This is a genomic window from Roseovarius sp. A46 (assembly GCF_004126395.1).
Classification (GTDB): Bacteria; Pseudomonadota; Alphaproteobacteria; order Rhodobacterales; family Rhodobacteraceae; genus Roseovarius; species Roseovarius nitratireducens.
Window position 1 is genome coordinate 44,126 of record NZ_PVWS01000021.1, and the last position, 21,233, is coordinate 65,358.

22 protein-coding genes are annotated in these 21,233 nt (G+C 66.8%); 10 read left to right on the plus strand and 12 right to left on the minus strand.

All coding sequences use genetic code 11. The features are described from left to right. Positions 1 to 140 precede the first annotated feature (140 nt). A complete protein-coding gene (speD, locus tag C6W92_RS12000; RefSeq protein WP_129433513.1) occupies positions 141 to 665 on the plus strand; it encodes an adenosylmethionine decarboxylase in 525 nt (174 codons plus the stop codon). Then, positions 662 to 1,507 (plus strand): polyamine aminopropyltransferase, encoded by an 846-nt coding sequence (gene speE, locus C6W92_RS12005; RefSeq protein ID WP_129433516.1) that lies wholly within the window; start codon positions 662 to 664, stop codon positions 1,505 to 1,507. Before speD ends, speE begins: the two co-directional genes overlap by 4 nt. Here speE and C6W92_RS12010 read toward each other — a convergent pair. The 3 genes from C6W92_RS12010 to C6W92_RS12020 are packed head-to-tail and all read right to left on the minus strand — an operon-like array spanning position 1,483 to position 2,874. After that, positions 1,483 to 1,905: a hypothetical protein gene (locus tag C6W92_RS12010; protein ID WP_347232798.1), complete on the minus strand. Its 423-nt coding sequence runs from the start codon at positions 1,903 to 1,905 to the stop codon at positions 1,483 to 1,485. The two genes, speE and C6W92_RS12010, sit on opposite strands and share 25 nt — an antisense overlap. A 51-nt stretch (positions 1,906 to 1,956) precedes the next feature. Next, positions 1,957 to 2,211 carry a hypothetical protein gene (locus C6W92_RS12015; RefSeq protein ID WP_129433519.1) on the minus strand — a complete coding sequence of 85 codons (255 nt, stop codon included), beginning with the start codon at positions 2,209 to 2,211 and terminating at the stop codon, positions 1,957 to 1,959. 9 nt (positions 2,212 to 2,220) lie between these two features. Then, positions 2,221 to 2,874: an alpha/beta hydrolase gene (locus C6W92_RS12020; protein WP_129433522.1), complete on the minus strand. Its 654-nt coding sequence runs from the start codon at positions 2,872 to 2,874 to the stop codon at positions 2,221 to 2,223. 167 nt (positions 2,875 to 3,041) lie between these two features. On the opposite strand from C6W92_RS12020, the gene C6W92_RS12025 reads away from it, so the two are divergent. Both C6W92_RS12025 and C6W92_RS12030 read left to right on the plus strand, forming a co-directional pair. Continuing rightward, entirely contained in the window at positions 3,042 to 3,503 is a 462-nt protein-coding gene (locus C6W92_RS12025) for an Rrf2 family transcriptional regulator (RefSeq protein ID WP_104017368.1), read from the plus strand. 65 nt (positions 3,504 to 3,568) lie between these two features. Next, a complete protein-coding gene (locus tag C6W92_RS12030; RefSeq protein ID WP_241691149.1) occupies positions 3,569 to 4,126 on the plus strand; it encodes a class I SAM-dependent methyltransferase in 558 nt (185 codons plus the stop codon). Between the two features lie 117 nt (positions 4,127 to 4,243). Here the strand turns inward: C6W92_RS12030 and rsmA are convergent, their stop codons facing one another. The 6 genes from rsmA to lptF are packed head-to-tail and all read right to left on the minus strand — an operon-like array spanning position 4,244 to position 11,714. Beyond that, the gene (gene rsmA / locus C6W92_RS12035) at positions 4,244 to 5,095 is read right to left on the minus strand and encodes a 16S rRNA (adenine(1518)-N(6)/adenine(1519)-N(6))-dimethyltransferase RsmA (RefSeq protein ID WP_129433525.1); all 852 of its coding nucleotides are present in this window, start codon (positions 5,093 to 5,095) and stop codon (positions 4,244 to 4,246) included. Continuing rightward, positions 5,092 to 6,054: a 4-hydroxythreonine-4-phosphate dehydrogenase PdxA gene (gene pdxA / locus C6W92_RS12040; RefSeq protein ID WP_129433527.1), complete on the minus strand. Its 963-nt coding sequence runs from the start codon at positions 6,052 to 6,054 to the stop codon at positions 5,092 to 5,094. The genes rsmA and pdxA overlap by 4 nt, the downstream gene beginning before the upstream one ends. Further along, positions 6,051 to 7,301: a peptidylprolyl isomerase gene (locus C6W92_RS12045; protein ID WP_129433530.1), complete on the minus strand. Its 1,251-nt coding sequence runs from the start codon at positions 7,299 to 7,301 to the stop codon at positions 6,051 to 6,053. The genes pdxA and C6W92_RS12045 overlap by 4 nt, the downstream gene beginning before the upstream one ends. Before the next feature lie 5 nt (positions 7,302 to 7,306). Next, positions 7,307 to 9,490, minus strand: a complete 2,184-nt coding sequence (gene lptD, locus C6W92_RS12050; protein ID WP_164989227.1) for an LPS assembly protein LptD — start codon at positions 9,488 to 9,490, stop codon at positions 7,307 to 7,309. Then, positions 9,490 to 10,641, minus strand: a complete 1,152-nt coding sequence (gene lptG, locus C6W92_RS12055; protein WP_347232797.1) for an LPS export ABC transporter permease LptG — start codon at positions 10,639 to 10,641, stop codon at positions 9,490 to 9,492. Before lptG ends, lptD begins: the two co-directional genes overlap by 1 nt. Beyond that, complete coding sequence (lptF, locus tag C6W92_RS12060; protein ID WP_206735528.1) at positions 10,578 to 11,714, minus strand: LPS export ABC transporter permease LptF; 1,137 nt, start codon at positions 11,712 to 11,714, stop codon at positions 10,578 to 10,580. Before lptF ends, lptG begins: the two co-directional genes overlap by 64 nt. Before the next feature lie 151 nt (positions 11,715 to 11,865). Between lptF and C6W92_RS12065 the strand changes: the two genes are divergently transcribed. Then, positions 11,866 to 13,335 carry a leucyl aminopeptidase gene (locus C6W92_RS12065; RefSeq protein ID WP_129433535.1) on the plus strand — a complete coding sequence of 490 codons (1,470 nt, stop codon included), beginning with the start codon at positions 11,866 to 11,868 and terminating at the stop codon, positions 13,333 to 13,335. Next, positions 13,335 to 13,793, plus strand: coding sequence for a DNA polymerase III subunit chi (locus C6W92_RS12070; protein ID WP_129433538.1), 459 nt, complete (start codon positions 13,335 to 13,337; stop codon positions 13,791 to 13,793). The genes C6W92_RS12065 and C6W92_RS12070 overlap by 1 nt, the downstream gene beginning before the upstream one ends. Before the next feature lie 118 nt (positions 13,794 to 13,911). On the opposite strand, the gene C6W92_RS12075 is transcribed toward C6W92_RS12070, so the two are convergent. Both C6W92_RS12075 and C6W92_RS12080 read right to left on the minus strand, forming a co-directional pair. After that, complete coding sequence (locus tag C6W92_RS12075; RefSeq protein WP_129433543.1) at positions 13,912 to 14,349, minus strand: hypothetical protein; 438 nt, start codon at positions 14,347 to 14,349, stop codon at positions 13,912 to 13,914. Between the two features lie 113 nt (positions 14,350 to 14,462). Then, positions 14,463 to 16,094: an acyl-CoA dehydrogenase family protein gene (locus C6W92_RS12080; protein WP_129433546.1), complete on the minus strand. Its 1,632-nt coding sequence runs from the start codon at positions 16,092 to 16,094 to the stop codon at positions 14,463 to 14,465. A gap of 130 nt (positions 16,095 to 16,224) precedes the next feature. On the opposite strand from C6W92_RS12080, the gene C6W92_RS12085 reads away from it, so the two are divergent. The 4 genes from C6W92_RS12085 to C6W92_RS12100 all read left to right on the plus strand — a co-directional run bounded on the left by C6W92_RS12085 (position 16,225) and on the right by C6W92_RS12100 (position 20,396). Then, positions 16,225 to 16,521 (plus strand): septum formation initiator family protein, encoded by a 297-nt coding sequence (locus C6W92_RS12085; RefSeq protein WP_104017357.1) that lies wholly within the window; start codon positions 16,225 to 16,227, stop codon positions 16,519 to 16,521. 116 nt (positions 16,522 to 16,637) lie between these two features. Then, positions 16,638 to 17,648 carry a pyruvate dehydrogenase (acetyl-transferring) E1 component subunit alpha gene (pdhA, locus tag C6W92_RS12090; RefSeq protein WP_129433549.1) on the plus strand — a complete coding sequence of 337 codons (1,011 nt, stop codon included), beginning with the start codon at positions 16,638 to 16,640 and terminating at the stop codon, positions 17,646 to 17,648. 15 nt (positions 17,649 to 17,663) lie between these two features. Beyond that, on the plus strand, positions 17,664 to 19,043 hold the full coding sequence (locus C6W92_RS12095; RefSeq protein ID WP_129433552.1) for a pyruvate dehydrogenase complex E1 component subunit beta: 1,380 nt from the start codon (positions 17,664 to 17,666) through the stop codon (positions 19,041 to 19,043). A gap of 12 nt (positions 19,044 to 19,055) precedes the next feature. Beyond that, complete coding sequence (locus C6W92_RS12100) at positions 19,056 to 20,396, plus strand: pyruvate dehydrogenase complex dihydrolipoamide acetyltransferase (protein ID WP_129433555.1); 1,341 nt, start codon at positions 19,056 to 19,058, stop codon at positions 20,394 to 20,396. An 80-nt stretch (positions 20,397 to 20,476) separates the two neighbouring features. Here C6W92_RS12100 and C6W92_RS12105 read toward each other — a convergent pair whose 3' ends face one another. Continuing rightward, a complete protein-coding gene (locus C6W92_RS12105; protein WP_129433558.1) occupies positions 20,477 to 20,965 on the minus strand; it encodes an Hsp20/alpha crystallin family protein in 489 nt (162 codons plus the stop codon). Positions 20,966 to 21,233: the final 268 nt, after the last annotated feature.

Below are 21,233 nucleotides of genomic sequence, written 5' to 3' on the forward strand. Positions count from 1 at the left end.
TGGCAGAAATGGCTTGCACGACTCAAGGCGCACCCCTATGTGCCCCTCACTTGATCGGGACCGATCCCAACTTCGGATGTCTTCCGGGGGGGCGCTAAGGGACCGACTGGATTCAATCTACTGGTAAGAAGGGGAGCGCCATGAAAGACGCCAACCTCTTCCAACTGGGGATCGGTCTGGAGACAGGCGCCCAAGAGGAAGACACCGCCCGCGGGATCACCCCCGCGAACGATCACACCATTTTCGCCCGCGACGTGCTGGACGAGGACCGCGAGGATCACTTCATCCGGCGCGATGGCACCGTGTTTGCGGGAACGCATCTCATCATCGAGGTGGTGAACGGCCACGGACTCGACGACGAGGGCCGCATCCAGCAGGCGTTCCGTGACTGCGTGGACACCTGCGGGGCAACGCTCTTGCACATCCATACCCACAAGTTCTCGCCGCAGGGCGTCTCGGGCGTGGCGGTGCTGGCCGAAAGCCACATCTCGGTGCACACTTGGCCCGAGATCGGCTATGGCGCGTTCGACGTGTTCATGTGCGGCGACGCCCGGCCGTGGCTGGCCGTGGACGTGCTGAAATCGGCCTTCGGCACCGCCGATGTCCGCGTGCGCGAACTCAAGCGTGGTGAGGGTCTCGTAAGCGAGGCCGGTGTCGCGGCATGAGCGACTGGACGCGCGAGAACCTGCATCCCGACTACGCGCAATCCCTGCGCGTGGACGAGATGCTGTATGACAGCAAGACCGACCATCAGCGGCTGAAGGTGTTCATGAACGGCACCTTTGGTCGCGTGCTGACGCTCGACGACGTGGTGCAGACCACCGAGGGCGACAATTTCATCTACCACGAAATGCTGACCCATGTGCCAATCCTCGCCCACGGGGGGGCGCGGCGCGTGCTCATCATCGGCGGCGGTGATGGCGGCATGGCGCGCGAGGTGCTGCGGCACGACAGCGTCGAACATGTCACGATGGTCGAGATCGATGCGGGCGTGGTGGATTTTTCCAAGGAATACCTGCCGATGCTGAGCGCGGGCGCCTTTGACGACCCGCGGCTGGAATTGGTGATCGCCGACGGGGCCGAGTTCATCCGGCAGACCAAGGGCGGCTATGACGTCATCATCGTCGATTCCACCGATCCCATCGGGCCGGGCGAGGTGCTCTTTACCGAGACGTTCTACGGCCACGCGAAACGCGCGCTCGCCGAGGACGGTATCCTCGTGACGCAGAACGGCGTGCCCTTCCTGCAGGGCGAGGAGCTGACCAACACCATGCGCGCCTTTCGCGCGCTCTTTGCCGACGCGACCTGTTACCTGGCCACAATCCCCACCTATGCGGGCGGGCCGATGGCCTTTGGCTGGGGCACCGACGGTACCGCGCGCGACACGCCGCTCGACGTGTTACAGGGGCGGCTCGATGCTGCCGGGTTCGCGCCGGACTACTACACCCCCGAGGTGCACAAGGCGGCCTTTGCCCTGCCCGGCTATGTTCGGCGGTTGATCCCCTGACCGGGAGCGCGGCGCGCCGCCAGCGCGCGCCGTTCGACGTCGAGCTTGCGGCGATAGCGTGACTGCACAATCTCGACCACGAACAGCACCACCACCGACAAATAGAAGGTGGTCTTGGACATCGACACCACCTCGTAGCCGAAGAACCTGAGCGCAAGGGTATCGTCATGCGTGGCATGCGCCGCCGCCTGCGCCGCCTCGCTCAACAAGACCCCCCCGACGATCAGCAGGATGAACAGGCCCAGCACCTCGTACATGCGGTTCTTCTGAAGGAAGGCGGAGACGTTGTCGGCCAAGAGCAGCATCGCCGGCCCCGACGGCAGGATCGCGCTGGCCAGCACCGCGAACACGTCGGTGATCGCCAGCGCCGAGAGCACCGAGCCAAAGGAAAAGATCAGGGATGCGAGGGACGCGCCAGACCGCTATTGGCCGATGTTCCGAAAGCCGGGCTAGCCGCCCGCCCCGGTATCGGTCGCAGCGTCTTTCTCGGCCTTGAAGCGACGCAGCCGCTCCATCAGGATCGCGCGGGCCTTGAGGTTGGCGCGGCGCACGCGCAATGCGGTGAGGAAGGCCTCTTCGGCGGTCTGCGAGGACGCGCCGAGCACCTTGGTGATCTCGCCCACGAGATCCTCGTCGCCGGTGGCATCGATCGCCTTGATGACGTCGCGGGCCAGTTCGTCAGCAAGGTCTTCTGTCACGCCCATGATGCGGCCTCAGCGGGTGGTTTCGGTCAGGCGGCGCTTGACGTAGTCGGTAACGCTGTCGACCATCGTGTCCATGTAGGGATCGCGGAAGAAATGGTCCGCGCCCTCGATTTCCTCATGGGTGATGGTGATGCCCTGCTGCTCCTTGAGCTTGGCAACGAGATGGGTGGTATCGGCGGGCGGGGCCACGCGGTCGGCGGTGCCGTTGATGACGAGGCCCGACGCTGGGCAGGGCGCGAGGAAGGAGAAATCGTACATGTTGGCGGGGGGCGCCACAGAGACGAAGCCGGTGATCTCGGGCCGCCGCATCAGCAATTGCATCCCGATCCACGCGCCGAAGGAAAAGCCCGCGACCCAGCAATGCTTGGAATTGGCGTTCATGGATTGCAGGTAGTCGAGCGCCGAGGCGGCATCGCTAAGCTCGCCCACGCCCTGATCGTACTCACCCTGGCTGCGTCCGACACCCCGAAAGTTGAAGCGCATGACGGTAAAGCCCATCTTGTAAAAGGCGTAATGCAGGTTGTAGACGACCTTGTTGTTCATCGTGCCGCCGAATTGCGGGTGCGGGTGCAGGACGATGGCAATAGGCGCATCGCGGTCGCGCTGCGGGTGATACCGGCCTTCGAGACGGCCCTCGGGGCCGGGAAAGATTACCTCGGGCATTTATGCTCTCTTTTTATGTCACTGTCCTGCGCAGGCGAATTTCTTGACGGAACCGACGCCGCGCTCTAGGCAAGCGGGATCATCGACACCGATGCGGCTGAAGGCCGAGATAAGCCCTGCGCCGTCCAAGGTCAATCTGTGTCGCTCCGTATCGAGGAGGAAGGGCCATGAAACTCAGCACCAAGGGGCGCTACGCGATGGTTGCGCTGGTCGATATCGCGCTTCAGCCCGAGGGTGAGGTGGTCACGCTGGGCGAAGTATCGCGGCGACAGGATATCTCGTTGCCCTATCTCGAACAGCTCTTCGTCAAGCTGCGCCGCGCGGGGCTGGTTGAATCGGTGCGTGGCCCCGGCGGCGGCTACCGGCTGGCGCGCCCGACCTCGGAAATTCGCGTGGCCGAGGTGCTGGCGGCGGTGGACGAGACGGTCGACGCGCTGCACAAGGGGGCGGGTGCGTCGGGCGGGGCGAGCGGCAGCCGCGCACAATCGCTGTCGAACCGGCTCTGGGAGGGGCTAAGCGCTCATGTCTACGTGTTCCTGCACCAGGCGCGGCTGAGCGACGTGGTGGGCAACGCGCTGGCGCCCTGCCCGGCGGTGCCGCATCTCTTCTCGGTGGTGGATGACGAGTAGCGGCTTGCGCGCTGTGCATGGCTCGGGCAGGGTAAACGCCCGGACCCCGTAAGGAGCCCCGCCGCGTGGCCAGTCTGAACCGCATCGTCATGCAGAAAGCCACCCGCCGCTGGATCGAGGCGCTGGAGCCGGAAACACTCGATGCCGCCGAGATTTCGGGCAAGTTCGGGCGGCGCTTCGCCTTTCGCAGCTACACGCGCTTTCGCTATCCGCGCCACGACATCTGCGAGGGCGCGTTTCATGATGCCGCCGGCGCAGTGCAGCAATTCGACCTGATCCTCGCCAACCAGGTGTGGGAGCACCTCGACCGGCCCTATGCCGCCACGCGCCACGTGCGCGAGATGCTGCGCGAGGAAGGCTGGTTCTGGCTCGCCGTGCCGTTCTTCATCCCGTATCACGGTGATCCGGTGGATTGCTCGCGCTGGAGCGCGCGGGGGTTGAAGAACCTGCTCATCGAGGCCGGATTCGACGCGCGCAGGATCACCGCCCGGCAATGGGGCAACCGCGCCGCCGCGCTGCGCAACCTCGAAGGTCCGTGGCCGCCACCCTACGACCCCGAAACCGACGACCTGACCGACGAGCCGGATTTTCCGATTTGCGCCTGGGCGCTGGCACAGAAATAGGGCGCGGCAGCCCTTGCGGCGTCTTGCGTTCAATCGCCTTCACGCGGCACGCTTCAACCCCTTGATTTCGCGTGTTCGAGGAGCTCAAAACCGGTTCCCGCTCTTGAGCAACATGCTCTACTCGGGCTTTGCCCCCGGCATCAACCGGGCCAGAGCGCAGAACCGTTCGAGATCAACTGTCTCGGCTCGATCTGTGGGCGAGATACCGGCGGCCAGGAGCCGATCCTCGATATCGGGGGCCGCCCCCTTGAGCGCCGCGCGCAGCATCTTGCGCCGCTGGTTGAAGGCGCGCGCCACCAGGCGTTCGAGGATGCGCGCATCCGCAGGATAGCGCGGCGTGGGCAACGCAGTGAGGTGCACCACCGCGCTCGACACCTTGGGCGGCGGGATGAAGGCGCTGGGCGGCAGGTGCATGACGATCCGCGCATCCGTGCGCCACTGTGCCAGCAGCGCCAGCCGTCCATAGGCCTTGGACCCCGGCGCGGCGACGATCCGCTGGGCGACCTCGCGCTGGAACATGAGGGTCAGCGTCTCCCACACGGGCGGCCATTCCGTGGGCGTGAGCCAGCGCACCAGCAACTCGGTGCCCACATTGTAGGGCAGGTTCGCGACCACGCGGATGGGCGGCGTGAGATGCGCCAACGGATCGATGTCAAGCGCGTCTCCCTCCAGCACGGTAAGCCGACCTGGCGCGGCCTCGGCAATCTGGGCCAGCGCAGGCAGGCAGCGCGGGTCTTTTTCCACCGCGAGGACGTGGCGCGCGCCCTCCATCAAAAGGCCACGAGTGAGCCCGCCGGGGCCGGGCCCCACCTCGAGCACGTCGCAGGCGCTGAGGTCACCCGCCTGGCGGGCGATCTTGGACGTCAGGTTGAGATCGAGCAGGAAGTTCTGCCCGAGAGATTTGCGCGCCGAGAGGCCATGCGCCGCGATCACCTGCGACAGCGGCGGTAGCGCATCCAATCCGCTCATGCCGCGCGCGCCCGCGCCAGCCGGTCGGCCATTTCCAGCGCCGCGACGAGCGAGGTAGGATCGGCCACCCCCTGCCCGGCGATGTCGAGCGCGGTGCCGTGATCGGGAGAGGTCCGCACGAACGGCAGGCCCAACGTCACGTTCACGCCGCGGTCGAAATCCAGCGTCTTGATGGGAATGAGTGCCTGATCGTGATACATGGCAATGGCCGCGTCATAGCGCGCCCGCGCCGCCGCGTGGAACATCGTGTCGGCGGACATGGGGCCGCGCAAATCCATGCCTTCGGCGCGCAGCCGGTCGAGCAAGGGCGCGATCATCTCGATTTCCTCGCGGCCCATACGCCCGCCCTCGCCGGCATGCGGATTGAGCCCCGCCACGGCGAGCCGCGGCTCCGGGATACCGAAATCGCGGATGAGCGCGGCGTGCGTGATGCGGATCGCCTCTTCGAGCCGGTCGGCGGTGAGCGCGCCTGGCACCTCTGCAAGGGGAATATGGATGGTCGCGGGCACCACGCGAAGGCTGGGCCCCGCGAGCATCATCGCCACCCGGGCGCCCCCTGCGAGATGGGCAAGATACTCGGTATGACCCGGGAAACCGAACCCCGCCCCCTCTAGCAACGCCTGCTTGTGGATAGGCGCGGTGCAGAGCGCCGATGCCGCGCCTGCCTGCACCAGATCAACGCCGCGGGCGATCACGTCGATGACGGCCTGCGCCTGCGCTGGTTGCGGCACCCCCGGCACGCGCGGCCCGGCGAAGGGATGGGGCAGTACCGGCAGCGCGTCACCGCAGGCACGCGCGGCGTCCCCCGGCGCGTCGATCACCGCAAGCGGAGTGTCCTCGGGCAGGTGCGCCGGGTCGCCGATCAGGAAAAACGGCACGCGCCCGCGCAGCTTTTCCCAAGCGCCTGCGGCGATCTCGGGGCCGATGCCCGCGGGCTCTCCGCAGGTGAGCGCGATCACGGCTCGACGATCCGCGCCTCGGCCAAGAGCTGTTGGAGATAGCCATCGGCCAGCGACTGGATGCGCTGGTTGCGGATGAAGTTGGTCAGGTTCTCGATCGAGGGTTGCTCGTCATCGAGCTTGGGCGTGCGCCCGCACAGCATCAGGAACATCAACGTCTGCCCGTTCGAACGGGTCAGCCGCGTCGAGCTTTCGCCGGGGTCGAGCAGCGCAAGTTCGGCGGCGATGTCGGCGGGGATCTCTTCCGGCGCCTTGCTCACGCGGTCGAGAACCTCGGGGGGCTGATCCTGCGCCACGCCGTAGAGATCGTCGCAGGTATCGACCCGGGCGCGCACGCCGGCCGCGTGCGACAGCGCCTGTTCGCTGCGCCCGCCGGGGATGTAATAGCTGGCGTACTCGATCGCGGAATATTCCGGCTTTGGTGCCGAGCCCTCGCGGATGTCGCGCATGTAGATAAGCGCCAGCCCGCCCTCGACGGGGAGCGGCTCGGACACCTCGCCGGGCGCGAGGCCGAGCGCCACCTGCCGGAGCGCCTGCGGCAGGTCAGACACCGTCTGCCAGCCGAGCCGCCCCCCGCGCCCCGCGGTCAGTGCCGCCGAATGCTGACGGGCAAACCGGGCGAAGGCCCCTTCGCTATTGGCGGTGGCGATGCGCGCGGCAAGCCGCTGCTTGTCCTCGGCGTCCTCGACGCTGGTTACCGGCAGCACGATCTCGGACAACAGCACCCGCACGGACGCGCCGCCCGACAGCGCCCGTGTGGCGCGGTCGATCTCTTCCTGGCTGACCGAGACGCGCCCCGCAAAGCGCGCGGCGGTGACCTCGCGCCAGGTGACACCCGCGCGCACGAATTCGGTCAGCGACTGCTCCGACACGCCCGATTGTGCCAGCGCGGCGATCAGTTGCTCGGCGTTCATCCCGGCACGGCCGGCGAATTCCTCTATGCCCGTGCGCAGCGCATCCTCGCTCAGGGAGATGCCCATGCCATTCGCGACTTCGAGCTTGATACGCTCCTCGATAAGCTGCTCGCGGGCGAGCTGCGCCGGGTCGCCGGGCGCGCGGAACAGCGTCAGCATGCGCGCGCGCTGCTGAAGCTCGTAGCGGGTGATGGCGCTGTCATTGACGAGAATGACCGGCGCGAAAAGGTTCTGCGCCCGGGCCGGACCGGATGGCAGTAGCCCCACCGCGACCAGCACGGCAAGGCACAGCGCGGCGAGGAGGAAGGGCGCGGGGCGGTGGCTCGGGGTCATTCTCATCATTTCCTGCATGTGCGAGTGAAACTCTTGTCGCGCGAAGCGGCGGAAAAACCCCGCAGCCCCACGATAAAACCGATGTTGGTCTCGGGTTCAAGGATAGTCGAGGAGGTGAAGCGGCGCGAGACCGAAAGGGTGATGTCCACGCATTCGTTGGTGTAGGTGATCCCCGCCCCCGCCTGGATGCTGCGATCGGTGGCCGCGTCATAACGCCACTCGGCGCTGGCCGTCCAGTTATCGGCAAAGCGGTGGTGCCCGTCGAAGGACCACTCCGACACGGTCGAGGGGCGTTGCTCGGCGGGATCGGAGGGCAGCCATGTATAGGTCGCGCCAAGATCGGTGCGGGCATTCTGCCAACTGACCCGTGCCTCGGCCTTGGTGGTGTCGAACACGTCGTCAAAGAGGCTACGCCCGGTCACGACAAGCCCCGACTGATTGCGGTACTGCGCGGCCACGAGCAGATCCGACCGGCGGTCGCGCAGGCCCGAGGAGCGGGTGAAGCTGGGTGCGCCCGTGGGCTCGAGCAGGCGCTCGTCGCGGATCACGTGGCCTAACGCCAGCCGCCCTTCCCAGCCGTCGGGCGACACCCGCGCATAGCTCAGCCCGACAGCGCCGCTCACCCCGCGCTCGCGGCGACCGGACGATGGAAATCGTGAGATGTTGAACAGGTTGCCCTCGTCGAACTCGACCGCGGTGCTTTCCTCGAAGGGAATGTCCGGGTTCGAGCCGCCCGACCAGGCAAGCTGGGCCACCGGCTCGATCACGTGAGCCACGCCTCCGCGCGTCGTCTTCATCAGCGGCCAGCGCAGGCGAACGGCAGCGCTCGGCGTGATCTCGGTGGCCTGGCTGCGTGCCGTCACCCCGATCTGGGCAATCTCGAAATGATCGAGCGCGAGCCCCGTCTCGACCGTGGCAAGCACCCCCGAGGACAGTGCCCATTGCCGCTGCCAATTGGCCTCGGTGGTAAAACGGGTCACGTCGTGACCGTCGGCGAAGATGTCGAAATCCGGGCCGTCGGTGCGCAGGCTGGACGTGCGGTAATGGCTGTGCGCGAGCGCCGTGAGGCTCAGCTCGCCCCCCAGCCGCGACGGAAATATGCGCCGGGTATATTCGCCGTCAGCGACGATGCTGGGCAAGGTGGAATCGCTCTCGTTTACGCGCAGGCTCTGGAAATGGTCGAGCGCGAGGCGGGTGTACTCGTCGCGCCGCGCGCGCTCGATCGAGACGCCGCTTCGCAGGCGGTTCTTGGTGGAGAATCCGTGATCGAGCAGAAAGGTATCGTCGCTCGCCAGTTCAAGATCGAAGCGGAGAAAGAAATCGCGCGGCAGCCCGAACCGACCGGTAGCAAACAGGTAGCCGCGGGTCGAGCGCGGGTTGAAATCGTCGTCGGAAAGCGCGGTATTGATCTCGATATCGCCGTTTCGGAACGCCTGCCGGTAACGCAGCTCTATCCGGCGCGAGTCGGTTGCCCAGAACGGGGCCACGGTCAGGTCGCGGTGATCGTCCAGAACGATGAAATAGGGAACCCGCACGCCGCTACCAAGCAGGGTGGAGTTGACGAACTCGGGCGTGAGAAACCCGGTGGCGCGATCCACCGAGCCGTCGGGCATCCGCAGCCGCGGCAGGTAGAGGACCGGCGTGTCGAGCACGCGCAGTTGCGCGTCGTAGAAATAGAGCCGCCGCTTCTCGCTGTCGTGGATCATCCGCCGGGCGCGGATCTGCCACAGCGGCGGGCGCCCGGTCTCGCAGATCCGGCAGGACGTGACTGAAGCCTTGTAAAGCTCGGTGACGCGCGCGTCCGTGCGCCGCATCCGATGCGCGGCGAGCTGGAGCTGGTCCTGCATCACCATTCGGGCGCCGCGCAGGATGCCATTGACGAGGTCGCGGTCGAGCGATGCGCTGTCGGCGACCACCACCGTCTCACCCTCGTCCTCGGTAAGTGACAGCGGCCCGGTGATCTCGAGCCGATCCGTTGCGCGGTCGTAGACGATCTCCCGCGCGGTGAGCCGCCGCCCGTCGTGGAACGCCTCGACATTGCCTCGCGCGATGAGCCGGTTGTCGGTGTCCAGCATCACATCATCGGCCACCAGCATCGCCGGATCGGGTGGCAGGTCCTGCGCGGCGAACGGCTCCGCCCCGGTGAGGAGCGCGCCCACGAGCGCGAGGATCAGCCGCAGCGCCCGCATCAGCCATCCTCCAGGTGCAGGATCAGGCCGACCGCCAGGAACAGCGCCGCCACCGGCGGCACCCACGCCGCCAGCGCCACCGGTATCTGCCCGTTCTCACCCAGTATCTGCGCGAAATTGCGCACGTAATGCAGCCCGAACCCGACAATGACCGCGGTCAGCACCCGCAACCCGACATTGGCACCGCGCACATGGCCGATGGTGAACGCCGCCGACATCAACACCAGCGCCACCAGAAAGACCGGGCGTGCCAGTTCGCTCTGGAACCAGACCGCGTAGCGCCGCGCCGAGAAGCCCGCCGCCTCGAGCTGCGCGATAAAGCCGGGGAGATCCCAGACCGGGATGTAGCGGGGCCGTCCGAAGCTGTCGAGAATGCGGTCCTGCGTGAGATCCGAGGGCAGCTCGAGCGCCGACATGCGTTGCGCTTCGGCCTCGGGGTTGCTGCCACGATCCAGCGTCCAGATCTTTACGTCCTCCAGGTGCCAGGCACCCGCGCCCAGCCGGGCGCTTGCCGCGCTGATACGGCGCGCAGGCGCGCCATCCGGCGCGAACTCGACAAATGTTGGCGCGTGCAGCGTGCCAAGGTCGGCGCTCGCGCGCTCGGCAAAGATCACCGTTTGCCCGTCGGCGTCGCCCTGCCGAAGCCACAGGCCCTCGGCCGCGACCGCGAGTGCCGCAGTCTCGATCCCGCGATAACGGTTCGAGAGATCGTGATCGCGCTTGGAGGTCGCAGCGACGATCGGGTTGCCCACCGCTACCGCCAGCAGCCCCAGCACCAGCGTGACCGCCACCGGCGCCATCAGCCCGCCAAGCGCCGAGCGCCCCGAGGCGCGCAGCACCACCAGCTCGGACGAGCGCGCGAGCCGCAGGAACAGCGCCACCGAAGCAAGGATCACGACCAGCGGCAGAATTTCATAGTTGGCCCAGGGCATCTTGAGCGCCACCAACCCCAGCACATCGCCGACGGGCCGGTCGGGAAAATCGCCCAGCTTGTCGATCAGTTCGATCAGGGCGAGCACCACCCCCAGTGACAGCGCCACCCCGGCGAAATTCGTCACGAAGCGTCGCGCGAGATAGGCGTGCAGGATCATGCGCCCGCCCCCCTCGCCCGCCGCCACCACGGCCAGATCGCGTTCGCGATCCGCCGCCATACACCGGGGCGCTGCGCCAGCCATAAAATCCCCACTGCCAGTGCCAGCCCCCCCAGCGACGGCAGGTAGAGCAGCGGCCAGAGTGCCGCGGTCACCAGCACCGGTGCCAGCACCGCGCTCTCGATCAGCTTGAGTCCCACCAGCAGGCCGAAGGCCACCAGCACCTGCCGCCACACGCCGAAGCGGCTGAATGCGCCAACCAGCAGTGTGGCGAATCCGACAAGCGCCGCCACGAGGCACATCAGCGCCGCCGTGAAACGCCCGTGGAGTTCTGCCATGACCGCGCCGGGTGCTGCCCCCGTGCGCGCCGCCACCGCCTGCGGGTCGCGCAGCAGCTCGGGCGTTCCGGCAAAGGCCAGCTTGTTGAGGTTAATCGCGTCACGGCTGACAAGGCTGCTGATATCGTGAGAGAAATCCTCGAAATGCGTGGTAAAGAGCTTTTGGCCCGACTGCTGCATGTTTTGTGCCAGCCCCGCCACCATCACCAGCCGCGTGCCCGCCGGATCCTGCACCAGGTAGGCGCGGGACGAGGTGTAGGTCACCGCGCTACCGGGATTGCGCCGATCCGACAGGAACACGTCGCGCAACTCGCCCTCCGGCGTGATCTCGCGGGTATAGAAGGTAACACCCGGCGCCGGGTGCAGGAACTCGCCCGCGGTCAGAAGCTGGGCGGTCACATTGCGGGACACCTCGTCCTCGCGCATGCGCAGCTGGCTCAGGCTGTTGGGAATGAGCAGGTGGGCGAGTATTGACATCATCAGCGCCACGATCAGCCCGAACACCACAACCGCCCGCGCCAGCCGCCACGGCGAATAACCGGTGGCCTGCACCACCGCGAGCTCGCTGTCGGCGGAAAGACGGTGCACCACGTAGACGGCTGCGGCAAAGGCGGCGATGGGCAGCATGCTGCCGATCACCGCCGGCAGGGTAAGCGCGGTGAACTCGAAGAAGACCCATGCGGGCTGGCCATCCCCGATGAGCTTGTCGAACATGCGCACCGCCTTGTTGATCCAGAAGATCGACACCAGAACGAGCGCGAAGAAACCGAACAACACCATCAATTGCGACAGCATGTATCTGTCGAATCTGGTCACTTCTCCCCCCCCGCGACAGCAGTCTTGCCGGGCAACCTAGCGGAATTGGTGACGGGGGAAAACTGCTAACTGGCCATCGGCGGCAGAGCGCGCTAGGTCTGGCGTGAACCGTGAAAAGGAGCCCCGCCGAATGACCTCTCCCGCCTCTGTCCGCTTTGTCGAGACCGACCTTGATGCCATCGCCACCGCCGAGGGCCGCGTGGCCGTCATCGTGACCCCGGATGGCAAGCTCGATCCCGGCGGGCGGCGGGTCAATCGTCTGACGCGGGGCGCACTCGCGCGGCTGATCGAGGGCGGCGCGCTCGACGGCAAGGAAGCGGGCGATGTGCTCACCCTCGACTGGCCCTCCGGGCTGGCGGCGCGGGCGCTCGACGTGGTGGTGCTGCCGCGCAACGCCGATGCCGAGACGAGCCGCCGCGCGGGTGTGGCGCTTGGTCGTGCCAAGGGCGACAAGCCGCTCACCCTGCTGGGCGGCACCCTCAAGCGGCCTGCGGAGGTGGCGCTCGGCGCGGTGCTGCGGGCCTATGATTTCGCCGCGCACAAGACCGGCGACATCGCGGTGCAGGAAGACATCATCGTCATGGTCCGCGACCCAGGGGCCGCCGAGGCAGCATTCTCGCCGCTGCGGGAGGTGGCGGAGGGCGTGTTCCTCACCCGCGACCTGGTGAACGCCCCGGCCAACCACCTGACCACCACCGCCTTTGTCGCCGAGATCGAGGCGCTGTCGGCGCTGGGGGTCAAGGTGACCGTGCTGGACGAGGCAGAGATGGAGCGGCTCGGGATGGGCGCGCTTCTGTGCGTGGGACAAGGCAGCGCGAGCCCCTCGCACCTGGCGGTGATGGAGTGGCAGGGCGGCGGCGACGCGGCACCGCTCGCGCTGGTCGGCAAGGGGGTGGTGTTCGACACCGGCGGCATCTCGATCAAGCCGGCGGCGGGCATGGAGGACATGACCATGGACATGGGCGGCGCGGGCGTCGTCACCGGCGTCATGCGCGCGCTGGCCGGACGCGGTGCCAAGGCCAATGTCGTCGGCCTCGTGGGGCTGGTGGAAAACATGCCCTCGGGCAACGCGGTGCGCCCCGGCGATGTCGTCACCTCGATGAAGGGCGACACGGTCGAGGTTATCAACACCGATGCCGAGGGGCGCCTCGTGCTGGCGGACGTGCTGTGGTACGCGCAACAGACCTACAAGCCCTGCGCCGTGATCGACCTTGCTACCCTCACCGGGGCGGCGATCATCGCGCTCGGCCACGAGAACGCGGCGGCGCTCAGCAACGACGATGCGCTGTGCGAGGCGGTGCTGCGCGCCGCCCGCACCGAGGGTGAGGGGCTGTGGCGGCTGCCGCTGGGCAAGGGATATGCCAAGGCGCTCAAGAGCCGCATCGCCGATGTCAAGAACGTGGGCGGACGGCCCGCGGGCACGATCACGGCGGCCGAGTTCCTGCACCGGTTCATCGAGGATGGCACGCCCTGGGTGCATCTCGACATCGCCGGCATGGCGAGCGTCAAGGCCGAGAGCGTCCACGCCCCCGAGGGCGCGAGCGGCTGGGGAGTGCTAACCCTCGACCGACTGGTGCGCGACCGCTTCGAGGAGGGCTGATGGGGGCGGCCTATTTCTATCACCTGACGCGCCGCCCGCTGGAGCAGACCCTGCCGCTGCTGTTGGAAAAGGCGCTGGCGGCGGGCTGGTGCGTCGCCGTGCGCGGGCGCGATCCGGCGCGGTTGGACTGGCTCGATGCACGGCTCTGGCTGGGGCCGGAGGACGGTTTTTTGCCGCACGGGCGCGCGGGCGGGCCGCATGACGCGATGCAGCCGGTCTTGCTGACAACCGGCACCGAGCATCCCAACGGCGCGGCCTGCCTGATGGCGGTGGACGGGGCCGAGGTCATGGCTGAGGAGGTGCAGGCGCTGGAGCGGGTCTGCATCCTCTTTGACGGCAATGACGAGACCGCGAAGGACACCGCGCGCGGGCAGTGGCGCGCGCTGACCGGTGCGGGCTGTGCGGCACAGTACTGGTCCGAAGAATCGGGCAAGTGGGAGAAGAAGGCCGAGGCGTGAGGGGCGGAGCCTGCGTTCGCGTTAGCCGCGCAGGGGCAAGGAGACGAACGGCGGTTCCACCCCAACACCACCCACGAAGGCAGGGCTGCCGATCAGGCTGCCCCGCTTCGCCAACTTCTCAGAACGACATGATCCGCGTATCATCGGCCAGCAGGCGCGCCGCCACCGCAGGCGGCTTGGCCACACCGATGCCGTCGAGCAGCGCATCCTCACCCACCCCCTTGCCCGGCAGGTAGATGGCGCAGACCTCGACCGTGGCACCCTGCGCCATGATCTTCTGCATGAGGGCCTGCGGGCTCATGCCCTTGGGCGGCTGCGGCGCGGTGGCGGCCTCGGGCGCGTCCTTGAGCGCGAGATCGCCCGCCGGGCCGCACAGAAGCACGTAGGCCCCTGCCCCGGCCTGCATGGATTGCATGGTCAGCACCATGCTCATGAGCTGCGTCTGCGGCTCGTCGCTGGTGAGGATGGTGACGAGCTGCGCGGCGTCAGAGGCCTGCGTTGCGGGCGCGACGACGGTGGCAAGGCCGAGGGCGGCGGCGGAAAGGATGGTGCGCATGGGATGCTCCGGTGGTTAAGGTGAATTCGGAATGTCTCTTTCACCAATGCACGTTACGCCGCCCCAGCCCATTGCTACCTTGATCTGCGTCAATCACATGCAGGTTTGTGAATTTAATCTATACCCCCGCCCAGCCGCTCCAACACCGGCGCGGGGTCGATCCCGCCCACGGCCCCGGCCACGCGGCCGCGCGGCTCTGCCAGCCGCGTGGCGATATAGGCCCCGGCCACCGCGTCGGGCGCGTGACGCATCAGCACCGAGGCGGTGAGCAGGGTGGCGAGGCTCTCGGCATACCAGCGCGCCTGCGCCTCCCCGGGGGGCTTGGGGAAGGTCTCCATATGCGCGCGCATTGCCGCGTCAAAGCGGCGATCCTGTCCCGCCACCGTGGCCAGTTCGGCGCTCAGCGCCTCGCCTGCCGCGGGCTCACGGGCCAGCGTGCGCAGGATGTCGAGACAGATCACGTTGCCCGACCCCTCCCAGATCGAGTTGAGCGGCGCCTCGCGGTAGAGCAGCGGCAGTGGGGTGTCCTCGACATACCCCATGCCGCCCAGGCACTCCATCGCCTCGTAGACCAGGCCGGGGCAGAGCTTGTTGCCGAGGAATTTCGCAAGCGCCACACCCAGCCGGGCAAAGGCGCGCGCCTCGGACCCGCGCCCGTCGAAGGCACGCGCGACGTGCATCCCCAACGCCAGCGTGCCCTCCCAGTCGAGCGCGAGATCGGCCAGCACGGCGCGCATCAGCGGCTGGTCGATCAGCCGTTTCTGAAAGGCGGAGCGGTGGGAGGCCCAGTAATGCGCCTCCGACAGCGCGGCGCGCATCAGCCCGGCGGGGGCCATCGCGGTGTCAAGCCGCGTGTGGTGCACCATCTCGATGATGGTGCGCACGCCCGCGCCCTCCTCGCCCAACCGATGCGCGATCGCGCCGTGATACTCGATCTCGACCGAGGCGTTGGCACGGTTGCCGAGTTTGTCCTTGAGCCGCTGGATATGGATGGCGTTTCGCCCCTCGTCGAGCCAGCGCGGGACGAGAAAACAGGTGAGCCCCCCCTCTGCCTGCGCCAGTGTCAGGAAGCCGTCAGACATTGGCGCGGAACAGAACCACTTGTGCCCGGTGAGGCGGTAATACGCGCCCTCTGGCGTGGCGGTGGTGGCGTTGGCGCGCACGTCCGAGCCGCCCTGCTTCTCCGTCATCGCCATGCCCATCGTCGCGCCACCCTTGGCCCGCAGCGGCCGCGGCGCCGGATCGTAGAGGCGGGCGGTGAGCTTGGGTACCCAATCCGAGAACAGCGCCTTGTCGGCCTTGAGCGCGGGAATCGCGGCATAGGTCATCGTCATCGGGCAGCACACGCCCGGCTCCACCTGGCTCATCAGGTAGACCATCGCGGCATGGGTGGCGTGGCCGCCCGCCGCCGCCTCCCACGGGATAGCGGCATAACCCGCGCCGATGCCGACGCGCATCAGATCATGATAGGCGGGATGAAAGCGCACCGCGTCGAGCCGCCGCCCGCCCGCGTCGAACGGCACGAATTCGGGTGGATGGCGATTGGCGTCGCGCCCCGCTGCGCGCATCGCCGCCGTGCCGATACTGGCGCCGAAATCGGCCAGCCGCGCCGCGTCGGCGCCCGCCGCCCCGGCGTGAGTCGCGAGCGCCGGGTCGCCCGCCCACAGGTCGAGATCGCCGCGCGGCGCGGGCTGGTTGGTGACCTCGTGGGTGGCAAGGCACGCGCGGGCGGGGCTGTCGGGCATGGCGGCGATCCTCCTCGCAAGAAGGCTAAGCATCGGCGCGGCCCGAGGAAAGGGGATTCACAAGCATGGCCACCTGTGGCATGGTTGTCTGGCAAAGCGTGGCCCGAGACCGCGCACCGAGGAGTCGAGCATGGAGTCCAAGAGCCGCCCCTGGGGTGCCCTGGCAGGGCTGACCGTCGCGTTCTTTCTGGGCGTGTATTTCGCCTATGCTGCGGTTCAGGGTGATTACGGGCTGTTTCGCCGCGCCGAGATCGAGGCGCAGAACGCCCGGCTCGCCCGCCAGCTTGCCGAGTTGGAAGCGGAAGTGGCGCGGATGGAGAACCTCACCAAACGGCTGTCGGATGAATACCTCGATCTCGACCTTCTTGATGAGCAGGCGCGCGACGTGCTGGGCCTGCTGCGCGGCGACGAGATCGTGATCCGCTAAACGCGGACCCACGCCGTCCTGCCCCCTCCGGAAAATTCGGTCTCGCCACGAAAGCGCGATTGTTGTAAGAGATTGTTTAACGCTAAACCATTTCCGCCACCAAGGAGGAGCACCGTATGGCCCCCCGGAAAAGCGCATCGAAACCAAACGTTTCCGCCGACGAGCTCAAGACCTATTATCGCGACATGCTCCTGATCCGCCGATTCGAGGAAAAGGCGGGCCAGCTCTACGGCATGGGGCTGATCGGCGGATTCTGTCACCTCTATATCGGTCAGGAAGCGGTCGTCGTGGGCCTCGAGGCCGCCGCCGAGGAGGGCGACAAGCGCATCACCACCTACCGCGACCACGGCCACATGCTGGCCTGCGGGATGGACCCCAAGGGCGTGATGGCCGAATTGACGGGTCGCGAAGGCGGCTACAGCCGCGGCAAGGGCGGCTCGATGCACATGTTTTCCACCGACAAGCAGTTTTTCGGCGGCCACGGCATCGTGGGGGCCAACGTGCCGCTTGGCGCGGGGCTCGCCTTCGCCGACAAGTACCTCGAAAACGATCGCGTGACCTTCACCTATTTCGGCGACGGTGCGGCCAACCAGGGACAGGTCTACGAAACCTTCAACATGGCCTCTCTGTGGAGCCTGCCGGTGGTGTTCGTGATCGAGAACAACCAGTATGCCATGGGCACGTCGCAGAAACGCTCGACCTCCACCCCCGACATCTACACCCGGGGCGCGGCCTTCGGCATCCCCGGCGAGGCGGTAGACGGGATGGATGTGCTCGCCGTCAAGGCGGCGGGCGACAAGGCGGTCAAGCACTGCCGCGCCGGCAAGGGGCCGTATATCCTGGAGATCAAGACCTACCGCTATCGTGGCCATTCGATGTCCGACCCCGCGAAATACCGCACCCGCGAAGAGGTGCAGAAGATGCGCGAGGAAAAGGACGCCATCGAGCACGTGCGCGAATTGCTGATCTCGGGCGGTCATGCCTCTGAGGAAGACCTCAAGGCGATCGACAAGGAGATCAAGGATGTCGTCAACAAGTCCGCCGATTTCGCCAAGGACAGCCCCGAGCCCGCGGTCGAGGAATTGTGGACCGATATCATCGCCGACGTGACGCCGCAGAACGCCTGAGGAGGAGAGACGACAATGGCAACCGAAATTCTGATGCCCGCCCTCTCGCCGACGATGGAAGAAGGGACACTCGCGAAATGGCTGGTCAAGGAAGGCGACACCGTCAACGCCGGTGACATCATGGCCGAGATCGAAACCGACAAGGCGACGATGGAATTCGAGGCCGTGGACGAGGGCACCATCGGCAAGATCCTGATCGAGGACGGCACCGAGGGCGTCAAGGTCAACACCCCCATCGCCGTGCTGCTGGAGGAAGGCGAGAGCGCGGACGATATCGACACCGCGTCAAGCACCCCTGCCCCGCAAGCCGCCGAGAAAAGCCCCGAGCCGGAGGCGAAATCCGCCCCGGCGGAGGCCAAGGCGCCCGCCGCGCCGAAGGCGGATGCCAGCCCAGACTGGCCCGAGGGCACCGAGATGGAAAAGAAGACGGTACGCGAGGCATTGAATGCGGCCATGGCCGAGGAGATGCGCCGCGACGACACCGTCTTCATCATGGGCGAGGAGGTGGCCGAGTACGAGGGCGCCTACAAGATAACCCAGAACCTGCTCGATGAATTCGGCGCCAAGCGCGTGATCGACACGCCCATCACCGAGCACGGCTTTGCCGGGATCGGGGTGGGTGCCTCCTGGGGCGGTTTGCGCCCCATCGTCGAGTTCATGACGTGGAATTTCGCCATGCAGGCGATCGACCAGATCATCAACTCGGCGGCCAAGACGCTCTACATGTCGGGCGGGCAGATGGGCAGCCCGATCGTGTTTCGCGGTCCCAACGGGGCGGCGGCGCGCGTGGGTGCCCAGCACAGCCAGGACTACGCCGCATGGTACGCCCAGGTACCCGGGCTGCGCGTCGTGCAGCCCTATTCGGCGGCCTGCGCCAAGGGCCTGCTGAAAAGTGCCATCCGCGACCCAAACCCGGTCATCTTCCTCGAGAACGAGATCCTCTATGGCAAGTCCTTCGAGGTGCCCAAGATGGATGATTTCACCATCCCCTTCGGCAAGGCCAAGATCTGGCGCGAGGGGGCTGACGTGACCATCGTCAGCTTCGGCATTGGCATGACCTACGCACTGGAGGCAGCCGAAAAGCTGGCCGAAGACGGGATCGAGGCCGAGGTGATCGACCTGCGTACCCTGCGCCCGATGGATACCGACACGGTGATCGCCTCGGTGATGAAGACCAACCGATGCGTGACGGTGGAGGAAGGCTGGCCGGTGCCCTCCATCGGCAGCTACATCTCTTCGGTGCTGATGCAGCAGGCCTTCGACTATCTTGACGCGCCGGTCATCAACTGCACCGGCAAGGACGTGCCGATGCCCTATGCGGCCAATCTGGAAAAGCTGGCGCTGACCTCTACCAAAGAGGTGATCGATGCCGTGCGCCAAGTGACCTACCGGTAAGGGAGAGACGCGATGCCGACCGAAATCCTGATGCCCGCCCTCTCACCAACGATGGAAGAGGGCACGCTGGCCAAATGGCTGGTGAAAGAGGGCGATACCGTCAATGCGGGCGACCTGCTGGCCGAGATCGAGACCGACAAGGCCACGATGGAATTCGAGGCCGTGGACGAAGGCACCATCGGCAAGATCCTCGTGGAGGAAGGCAGCGAGGGGGTAAAGGTGAACACCCCTATCGCCGTACTGCTGGAAGAGGGTGAGAGCGCGGACGATATCGCATCGGGCAGCGCGAGCGCCCCGGAAGCGGACGCGGCGGCAGAGCCCGAAAAGGACGAGAAAGCGGGCGGCGAGGGCTCCGGCAAGGGCAAGGCCGCAGAGCCTGTTGCGCAATCCGATACCCCGGCTCCCGCAGCACCCAAAGACGAGAAAGGCGAGCGCATCTTCGCCTCGCCCCTCGCCCGCCGGATCGCGGCAGAGAAGGGGCTCGACCTGACGCAGATCAAGGGCTCGGGTCCGCATGGCCGTATCGTGCGCGCGGATGTGGAGGGGGCCAAGCCCACAGCCGCCCCCGCCAAGGAGGCCGCCAAACCTGCGGACAAGGCCCCTGCCCCGGCAGCGCCCTCCGGCCCGTCCCCGGATGCCGTCATGGCCATGTACGAGGGCCGCGAGTTCGAGGAGGTCAAGCTCGACGGGATGCGCAAGACCATCGCCGCGCGTCTCACCGAGGCCAAGCAGACCGTGCCGCATTTCTACCTGCGCCGCGAGATCCGCCTCGACGCGCTGATGAAGTTCCGTGCCGATCTCAACAAGCAGCTCGAGCCGCGCGGCGTCAAGCTGTCGGTCAACGACTTCATCATCAAGGCCTGCGCATTGGCGCTGCAAGCGGTGCCAGATGCCAATGCCGTCTGGGCCGGCGACAAGGTGCTCAAGCTCAAGCCTTCTGACGTCGCCGTAGCCGTCGCCATCGAGGGGGGCCTGTTCACGCCCGTGCTCAAGGATGCCGAGATGAAATCGCTCTCGGCGCTGTCGGCGGAGATGAAGGACCTCGCCAAGCGTGCCCGAGACCGCAAGCTGGCACCACAGGAGTATCAGGGCGGCACCTTCGCCATCTCCAATCTCGGGATGTTCGGGATCGAGAATTTCGACGCGGTCATCAACCCGCCGCATGGCGCGATCCTCGCCGTCGGCGCGGGGCTGAAGAAGCCGGTGGTGGGCGCGGATGGCGAGCTGACCGTGGCTACGGTCATGTCGGTCACGCTGTCGGTGGATCACCGGGTCATCGACGGCGCGATGGGCGCGGACCTGCTCAGGCAGATCGTCGAGAACCTCGAGAACCCTATGGTGATGCTGGCCTGACGTGCAGCGCGCGCAGGGTTTGATGAAGAAAGGGCGCACTCGGCAGGTGCGCCCTTGTGTCTGCGGGTCCGGCTCCCGGATCAGGCCGCGGACTGGATCTCGATCCGCTTGGCCTGATTCTGAGCCTGTGCCGTTTTGGGCAGTGTCACGGTCAGTTCGCCATTGGCGAAACGGGCCGTAACGTTGTCCTCGTCGATTTCGTAGCCAAGCGGTATCTGGCGCGCGAACCGGCCCACGAACCGCTCAGAGACGCGGCGGTCGCTGTCATCGTGCTCGACCTTGCGCTCGCCGCTCAGGGTGAGAACGCCGTCCTTCAGCGTCACCTCCACGTCCTTCTCGGTCAGCCCCGGCACCTCGGCGTCGATGCGCAGATGATCCTCGGCATCGGTCACGTCGACCCGGGGCCAGCCACCAAAGCCATCGAGCGCCAAGGGCGCACCGCCGAGTTCCCGCGAGGCGGTGTCAAAGAGTCGATTGATCTCGTTGTGCAGGAGTGTGAAGGGATCGCGCTCTGCTGCCCATGCGGTGGGGCTGCGGCGGTTCCACGGAATCAGGGAAGTCATGTTCATCGCAGTCCTCCTTTCGTGCGTTCCATACGTCAAAAGTCAGTTTGCGAGAGTTCTCCGGGGCCGGGTCTGGCCCCTTGCACCGATGATCTGGGAACCGCTCCACCCCCTGTCAAGAACCTCCCGCGCGGTCGTGCGATCATGAACTGAACGACTACCGGCTGGCGCCGGTAGGATCAGCGATGTGCTGTTCCAGGTACTGAAGTACGATGTCTTCGGTGATGGCACCGTTAGTGGTTGAAAAGTACCCTCGCCCCCAAAACCGGCAGCC

Bases quoted from the DNA above. Each gene is read 5' to 3' on its own strand.
- C6W92_RS12105 (WP_129433558.1), bottom strand. From the start codon at position 20,965: ATGAACATGACTTCCCTGATTCCGTGGAACCGCCGCAGCCCCACCGCA.
- C6W92_RS12025 (WP_104017368.1), top strand. From the start codon at position 3,042: ATGAAACTCAGCACCAAGGGGCGCTACGCGATGGTTGCGCTGGTCGAT.
- lptD (WP_164989227.1), bottom strand. From the start codon at position 9,490: ATGCGGGCGCTGCGGCTGATCCTCGCGCTCGTGGGCGCGCTCCTCACC.
- C6W92_RS12045 (WP_129433530.1), bottom strand. From the start codon at position 7,301: ATGACCCCGAGCCACCGCCCCGCGCCCTTCCTCCTCGCCGCGCTGTGC.
- C6W92_RS12075 (WP_129433543.1), bottom strand. From the start codon at position 14,349: ATGCGCACCATCCTTTCCGCCGCCGCCCTCGGCCTTGCCACCGTCGTC.
- speD (WP_129433513.1), top strand. From the start codon at position 141: ATGAAAGACGCCAACCTCTTCCAACTGGGGATCGGTCTGGAGACAGGC.
- rsmA (WP_129433525.1), bottom strand. From the start codon at position 5,095: ATGAGCGGATTGGATGCGCTACCGCCGCTGTCGCAGGTGATCGCGGCG.
- C6W92_RS12095 (WP_129433552.1), top strand. From the start codon at position 17,664: ATGGCAACCGAAATTCTGATGCCCGCCCTCTCGCCGACGATGGAAGAA.
- C6W92_RS12080 (WP_129433546.1), bottom strand. From the start codon at position 16,094: ATGCCCGACAGCCCCGCCCGCGCGTGCCTTGCCACCCACGAGGTCACC.
- C6W92_RS12085 (WP_104017357.1), top strand. From the start codon at position 16,225: ATGGAGTCCAAGAGCCGCCCCTGGGGTGCCCTGGCAGGGCTGACCGTC.
- C6W92_RS12065 (WP_129433535.1), top strand. From the start codon at position 11,866: ATGACCTCTCCCGCCTCTGTCCGCTTTGTCGAGACCGACCTTGATGCC.
- lptF (WP_206735528.1), bottom strand. From the start codon at position 11,714: ATGCTGTCGCAATTGATGGTGTTGTTCGGTTTCTTCGCGCTCGTTCTG.
- C6W92_RS12015 (WP_129433519.1), bottom strand. From the start codon at position 2,211: ATGGGCGTGACAGAAGACCTTGCTGACGAACTGGCCCGCGACGTCATC.
- speE (WP_129433516.1), top strand. From the start codon at position 662: ATGAGCGACTGGACGCGCGAGAACCTGCATCCCGACTACGCGCAATCC.
- C6W92_RS12070 (WP_129433538.1), top strand. From the start codon at position 13,335: ATGGGGGCGGCCTATTTCTATCACCTGACGCGCCGCCCGCTGGAGCAG.
- C6W92_RS12020 (WP_129433522.1), bottom strand. From the start codon at position 2,874: ATGCCCGAGGTAATCTTTCCCGGCCCCGAGGGCCGTCTCGAAGGCCGG.
- C6W92_RS12100 (WP_129433555.1), top strand. From the start codon at position 19,056: ATGCCGACCGAAATCCTGATGCCCGCCCTCTCACCAACGATGGAAGAG.
- pdhA (WP_129433549.1), top strand. From the start codon at position 16,638: ATGGCCCCCCGGAAAAGCGCATCGAAACCAAACGTTTCCGCCGACGAG.
- lptG (WP_347232797.1), bottom strand. From the start codon at position 10,641: ATGGCGGCGGATCGCGAACGCGATCTGGCCGTGGTGGCGGCGGGCGAG.